The organism is Thermodesulfobacteriota bacterium, from assembly GCA_040755095.1.
Classification (GTDB): domain Bacteria; phylum Desulfobacterota; class Desulfobulbia; order Desulfobulbales; family JBFMBH01; genus JBFMBH01.
This window is the reverse complement of sequence record JBFMBH010000192.1, coordinates 1-5,713: the sequence shown is the minus strand read 5'-3', so window position 1 is coordinate 5,713 and position 5,713 is coordinate 1. Positions and strand designations below refer to the sequence as shown.

The 5,713-nt window shown below is 67.9% G+C and carries 6 protein-coding genes; all 6 read left to right on the top strand.

Translation table 11 applies throughout. The features are described 5' to 3' along the window. Positions 1-485: PilN domain-containing protein (locus tag AB1634_18420; GenBank protein MEW6221489.1), on the top strand; the 485-nt coding region annotated here is incomplete at its 5' end. 3 nt (positions 486-488) lie between these two features. Further along, the gene (locus AB1634_18415; protein MEW6221488.1) at positions 489-1,160 is read left to right on the top strand and encodes a type 4a pilus biogenesis protein PilO; all 672 of its coding nucleotides are present in this window, start codon (positions 489-491) and stop codon (positions 1,158-1,160) included. Next, a complete protein-coding gene (locus tag AB1634_18410) occupies positions 1,129-1,701 on the top strand; it encodes a pilus assembly protein PilP (GenBank protein MEW6221487.1) in 573 nt (190 codons plus the stop codon). The genes AB1634_18415 and AB1634_18410 overlap by 32 nt, the downstream gene beginning before the upstream one ends. Continuing rightward, complete coding sequence (locus AB1634_18405; protein MEW6221486.1) at positions 1,698-3,737, top strand: AMIN domain-containing protein; 2,040 nt, start codon at positions 1,698-1,700, stop codon at positions 3,735-3,737. The genes AB1634_18410 and AB1634_18405 overlap by 4 nt, the downstream gene beginning before the upstream one ends. A 39-nt stretch (positions 3,738-3,776) precedes the next feature. Further along, positions 3,777-5,447 carry a pilus (MSHA type) biogenesis protein MshL gene (gene mshL, locus AB1634_18400; protein MEW6221485.1) on the top strand — a complete coding sequence of 557 codons (1,671 nt, stop codon included), beginning with the start codon at positions 3,777-3,779 and terminating at the stop codon, positions 5,445-5,447. 26 nt (positions 5,448-5,473) lie between these two features. Continuing rightward, positions 5,474-5,713, top strand: a 240-nt coding sequence (locus tag AB1634_18395; protein MEW6221484.1) for a hypothetical protein, incomplete at its 3' end; no start/stop codon positions are given.

Sequence of the window (5,713 nt, the reverse complement as noted above, 5' to 3'; positions counted from 1 at the left end):
GGGCCTTAGGCAGCCGGATCCAGGGTCTCAAGGAGGAGATCGCCGCCCTGGAGAACGAGAAGAAGGGCTACGACAAGATCATCGCGGATATGAAGAAGCTCGACGAGGAAAAGGTCGAATTCGAGCGCAAGATCCAGGTCATCGCCGAGCTCCAGGCCCAGGCTCGGATCCCGGTGCGGATTCTGGACGAGGTGGCCCGCCTGGTGCCGGAGAACCGCATCTGGCTCGACTCCCTCACCCAGGAGCCCCAGCAGCTCACCCTGTCCGGCGTCGCCCTGGACAACGCCACCATTGCCGCTTTCATGGTCAGCATCAAGCAGTCGCCGCTCTTTGCCGATGCCGAGCTGTCCCGCACCGCCCAGACCGTGGTGGCGGGCCAGAAGCTGAAGTCCTTCGGTCTGACCTGTGGCATCAAGGGTCCGACGCCAGCCCCGGAGGGCGGCGAAGGCGCAGGCCAAGCCAATCCGGCCAAGAAGGGGTCGTAAGTCATGGCACCGAGCCTTGCGGGCGGCCAGGCCCTGGCCATGCTGGAGACCAGGCTGGCCCCCTTGAGCGTCAAGCACAAGATCGCCATCCTGGTCGCGGCCCTGACGTTGCCCACGGTCTTGTGCTATTTCCTGGTCTTTTCGCCCCGCCAGGATGAGATCAGCGGCCTTACCGCCAAACGCCAAGCGGTGAGCCGGGAGCTCAAGGCAGCCAAGGACTTTGCAGCCCAGCTCGACCAGCACCGGGCGGAGATGGAGGCGGCCCAGGCCCGTCTGGCCCAGGTCGCGGTGCTTCTGCCGCAGCAGAAGGAGATCCCGCGCCTGCTCACCGACATCTCCGGGCTGGGCACCAAAGCCGGGCTGGACTTCGTTTCCTTTCAGCCCCGGGCGGAAACGGTGAAGGATTTCTACGCCGAGATCCCGGTGGACATCGCAGTCCAGGGCCCCTACCACAATCTGGGCAGCTTCTTTTACGAGGTGAGCCAGCTGCCGCGGATCGTCTCGGTCTCCAACATGCGGCTGGGCGGGGCCAGCGAGGTAGACGGGATCATGATGCTGAGCAGCAGCTTCTCCCTGGTCACCTACCGTTTCGTCGAGCCGTCCGCCGACGACAAGAAGGATGACAAGGCCAAGAAGGACCAGGATGACAAGGCCAAGAAGAAAAAGAAGAAGTAGCGCCGGGCGGGCGGCCCTCCTCTGGCTCCTGCCGGCCGTCTTCCTGGTCCTGGCCGCCTGCGGCGAGGAGCCGCCGCCCCCGCCGCCGGCCAAGGCCAAGGCCAAGGCGACCAAGGCGGCGCCGGCTGCCCCGGCCGAGCCGGTGGTCGCCTTGCCGGAGCTGCCGCCACAGCCGGCCAGCGACTTCGTGTACGTCCGAGAAGGCCGGCCAGACCCCTTCCGCCCCTTTGTCTCCGAAAAGAGGATCCAACAGGAAGCCGAGGCCGAGGCCGAGGTGTTGACCGGCATGCAGATCTTCGAGCCCGGCCAGCTGACCCTGGTGGCCATCCTGTTCGCCAACAACGAGCCCATGGCCATGGTCCAGGATTCCGTGGGCAAGGGCTACGTCATCCGCCCGGGCACCCCCATCGGCCGAAGCGGGGTGGTGGCCGAGATCGTTCCAAACCAGGTGGTGGTCAAGGAGCGCTACACCACGCCCGTCGGCGAGGAGCGGGAACGGATGGTGGAGATGGTTCTACGCAAGGAGGGGGAACAGCCATGACCCGTGCGCGCCTCGAACAGGGGCTCCTGACCGGCCTCCTGGGGTTCCTGACCCTGGCAGCCGGGATGCTGATGCCGGCCGCAGCTCCGGCCGCCGACGCCCCGGCCAGCGCCGCCAGCATCCTCGCCGTTTCGGCTACCGAGACCGAAGACGGCCACCAGCTCGTGATCGCCAGCAGCGATGCCCCCACCTTCACCGTGTTTCAGCTTTTCGACCCGTTGCGGATTGTGGTGGACATCGCCCAGGCGGACGCCACAAAAGCCGCCGGCCTGCCCCTGGCCGACGGGCCAGGGCCCATCGCCCGGGTGGACGGGCGCCTCCTGGCCGACAAGGGCCCCCCCCTGACCCGGCTGGAGGTCGGCCTGCGGGAGGATGTCCCGTACATCGTCGAACGGCAGGGCCATGACATCGTCATCGCCTTTCCCGCCAGCCCGTCGCCGGCCGCGACGGGCAGCAGCGAGGCCATGGCCGCCACCCCGACCGCCGCCGCGGCGCCGGCAACCGAGCCCGTGGCAGCCACCGCCTCCTCGTCCTTGCTCGTCGACACCATCCAGGTCGAGGAGACCCCTGGGCAGACCCGGGTGCTCATCCGGGCCAGTGGCCCCATCACCGCCACCCGTCCGGTGGAGCTGGCGCCGGATGGCCGCCGGCCCCACCGCATGTACCTCGATCTGCCGGGCTGGCACGGCCCGGGAGTGCCTGCCGTGCTGGGGGTCGGCACCGGCAGTCTCAAGGAGATCCGCTCTGCCAACCGGGACCAGGGCCTGCGGGTGGTCTTCGACTCCAACCAGGACCGCCTGTTCCGCTATCAGGTGGAGACGCAGCCGGACGGCCTTCTGGTCCTGGTGGAGGAGCCCGGGGGTGCCCAGGCCATCGTCAAGAGCCTTGCCAAGGCCCCGCCGGTGCTGGCTGCGGCCGCGGCCGACTCCTCCCCGGCTGCCGAGCCAATTCAGCCGGTGATCAGCACCGCGGCCGCCAAGCCCCGGCCGGAAAAGACGCCGGCCGGCACGCCGCCGGCGGCCGCCGCCAGCCGCCCAGCGGCGGCGCCGGCGCCCACCACCAGTGCGCCTGCCGGCCAGATGGCCTTCGCCGGCTATGAGAAGACACGGATCACCGTGGACTTCTACAAGATCGACCTGCACAACGTCTTTCGCCTCTTCGGCGAGATCAGCGGCATGAACATCGTGGTCGACGAGGCGGTGGCCGGCTCCCTGACCCTGGCTCTCCGGGATGTGCCCTGGGATTTCGCCCTGGATATCGTCCTCAACCTCAAGGACCTCCAGAAGGAAGAGCGCTTCAACACCCTGGTCATCTCGCCGAAGACAAAGACCTTTGTCTGGCCAAAGCAGGCGGAGGCGGCCCTGGCCATTCGGCCCGACGGCACCGTCCAGACCCGGGAGGCCATCTCGGTGCAACGCCGCCAGGAGACCCCGCCGGCCCAGATCGAGGCCCAGAAGCTCATGCTCCAGGCCCAGGGTCTGGAAAGGCAGGAGAAGTACGAGGAGGCCCTGCCCGTGTACGAACAGGCCCTGGAGCTGTGGCCGGACAACGCCCAGCTGGCCAACCGGCTGGCCGCCTTGTGCCTGGTGCGGCTCGGCCTCAATGCCAAGGCGGTGCACTTCGCCAGGATGACCCTCAAGAGCGAGCCGGACAACCAGGATGCGGCCCTGAACGCGGCCATCGGCCTGGCCAACATGAAGGAAGTCGCCGCCGCCAAGCCGTTGTTCGACAAGGCCGTCGCCGGCCCCAGGCCTGCTGCCGAGGCCCTCATCAGCTACGCCGCCTTTTGCGAAGAGAACGACAGCCTGGAAGGGGCGCTGCGCCTCCTGGCCCGGCACGAGGACCTCTACGGCAACACCCTGGACACCCTGGTGGCCAGAGCCCGCATCCACGACAAGGCGGGCCAGCAGGCACAGGCAGCCCAGCAGTACCGGGCCCTGCTCCTGTCCGGCTTCGAGCTGCCCCCGGACCTCCGGCGTTATATTGAAGGACGCCTGACCCTCCAGGAGCGGGACGCCGGCCTGTCCACCCGCTGAGATAGCCGGCGGCAGCCTATTTCCACTGAGGTGCACACCATGACCCGACATCACCCCATCCTGGCCCTGGGCCTGGCTCTTGCCCTCCTGCCGGCGCTGCTTTCCTGCAGCGCCGTGGGTACCGGCCAGGAGGCGCAGCTGCCGTCCGCCATCGAGGAGCAGGCCCTGAGCGCCCCGGCCAAGCCCAGGCCCGCCGAGCCGATCCAGGAGGCCGGCCTGCCGGTGCGCTACCTGCGGCCGGCCTATGTGACCCGGGATAACGAGTCCAAGAAGGACGAGCTCGCCACGGAGGCGGACCGGGTGGTCATCCGGGTGGGGGCGGATATCTCCTCGGCCCAGGGGCCGGTGCCCCTCCGGGACATCATGAAGCGGCTGGCCGCCCTCAAGAGCATGAACGTCAGCTGGGCCTCGGACGTGGACCAGTATGCCCTGGTGGACGTGGACATCCGGGCCGAGGACGACTTCTTTACCGCCGTGGACAACCTCTTGCGGCAGCAGGACTATTTTCATGAGGTCCAGGGCAACACCCTTGTGATAAAGTACAAGGAGACCCGCAAGTTCCATATAGCGATGCCTTTTCTCGCCAGCACCTACGACTCCGGGGTGGGCGGCGACGTCCTGGGCTCCAGCGGCAAGACCGGCAGCATGACTGGCGCCATCCGCCTGACCTCGGAGGGCAACACCTTCGACGTCTGGGACAACGTCAAGACCAACCTGGACCAGATCCTGCAAATCTGGACCGAAGAGGCGCCGGCGGCGGCGCCGGCCCCGGTAGCAGCACCACCCACCCCGGGCCAGGCGCCGGCAGCGGCAGCCCCCGCCGCCCCGGCTGCGCCGTCGCCGCGGCCGTCGGGGAAGGGCTACTACAGCATCGACAAGCCCATCGGGCTCATCACCGTCACGGCACCACGCCCCCTGGTCGAGAAGGTGGCCACCTATCTGGACAGCCTCAAGGCAGAGCTGTACCGGCAGGTGGCCATCGAGGCCAAGATCGTCGAGGTGACCCTGGACAGCACCGACAAAACCGGCATCGACTGGAGCGAGCTTCTGGACGGCTTCAACGTCACCCTGACCTTTGGCGGCGCCGGCGGCCAGATCTACCCCAACCAGGGCGTAGGCGGCCGGCTCGTCAGCGGGGTCAGCATCGGGCCGGACTCCAGCTTCACCGCCTTCCTGAACGCCTTGCAGGAGCAGGGCCAGACCCGGGTGATCGCCAATCCGCGCCTGAGTGTCCTCAATGGCCAGCCGTCGCTGATCAGTGTCGGCGACAACGTCACCTTCATCGACAAGGTCACCAAGAGCACCTCGTCCGACACCGGCGAGGTCACCTTCACGGTGAGCACCTCCAGCGTCATGTCCGGCCTGGGACTGGCCGTGACCGCCACCATCCTGGATGACCAGGAGGTGATCCTGTCCATGACCCCGGTCACCTCCCAGCTGACGCTGCCCATCGAATACCGGACCTTCGGCGGCGACTCCGAGGTGGGGCTGCCCCAGGTGCGCCTGCGGGAGATGGCCACCACCGTCCGGGTCCGCAGCGGCGAGATGCTGGTGGTGGGCGGCCTCATCGACAGCAGTGATGACGACGACGAGAGCAAGGTGCCGGTGCTGGGGGACCTGCCCCTGGTCGATAAGCTGTTCAAGGTGGAGACCGAGGTGAAGACCCGGCGGGAGCTCATCATCCTGCTGCGGCCGCGCATCATCTCCTGAAAAGTCCAGAAGGGGGAGCGAAGACTATGCCTGCCAAGAAGCTTATTCTCGTCGGACTGGTGTGTGCGGCCCTTTCCGGCTGCGGGCACACGGTGGAGCAGAGCCTCAAGGTGCCGCCACCGGCATCGGGAATCGCCCGGTCGTCGCCGGGCCGGATCGTCCTCCTGCCCTTTGCCGACTATTCCCAGGGGGATGTGCTGGGCCCGGCCTTCCGCCGGGATGTCGCCATCATGGAGGCCTTCACCGATGCCCTGGTGGCCCGGGGC

What these genes read in the sequence shown, in the direction of transcription:
- AB1634_18415 (MEW6221488.1), top strand. Translation starts at nt 489, where the DNA reads ATGGCACCGAGCCTTGCGGGCGGCCAGGCCCTGGCCATGCTGGAGACC.
- AB1634_18410 (MEW6221487.1), top strand. Translation starts at nt 1,129, where the DNA reads ATGACAAGGCCAAGAAGAAAAAGAAGAAGTAGCGCCGGGCGGGCGGCC.
- AB1634_18405 (MEW6221486.1), top strand. Translation starts at nt 1,698, where the DNA reads ATGACCCGTGCGCGCCTCGAACAGGGGCTCCTGACCGGCCTCCTGGGG.
- mshL (MEW6221485.1), top strand. Translation starts at nt 3,777, where the DNA reads ATGACCCGACATCACCCCATCCTGGCCCTGGGCCTGGCTCTTGCCCTC.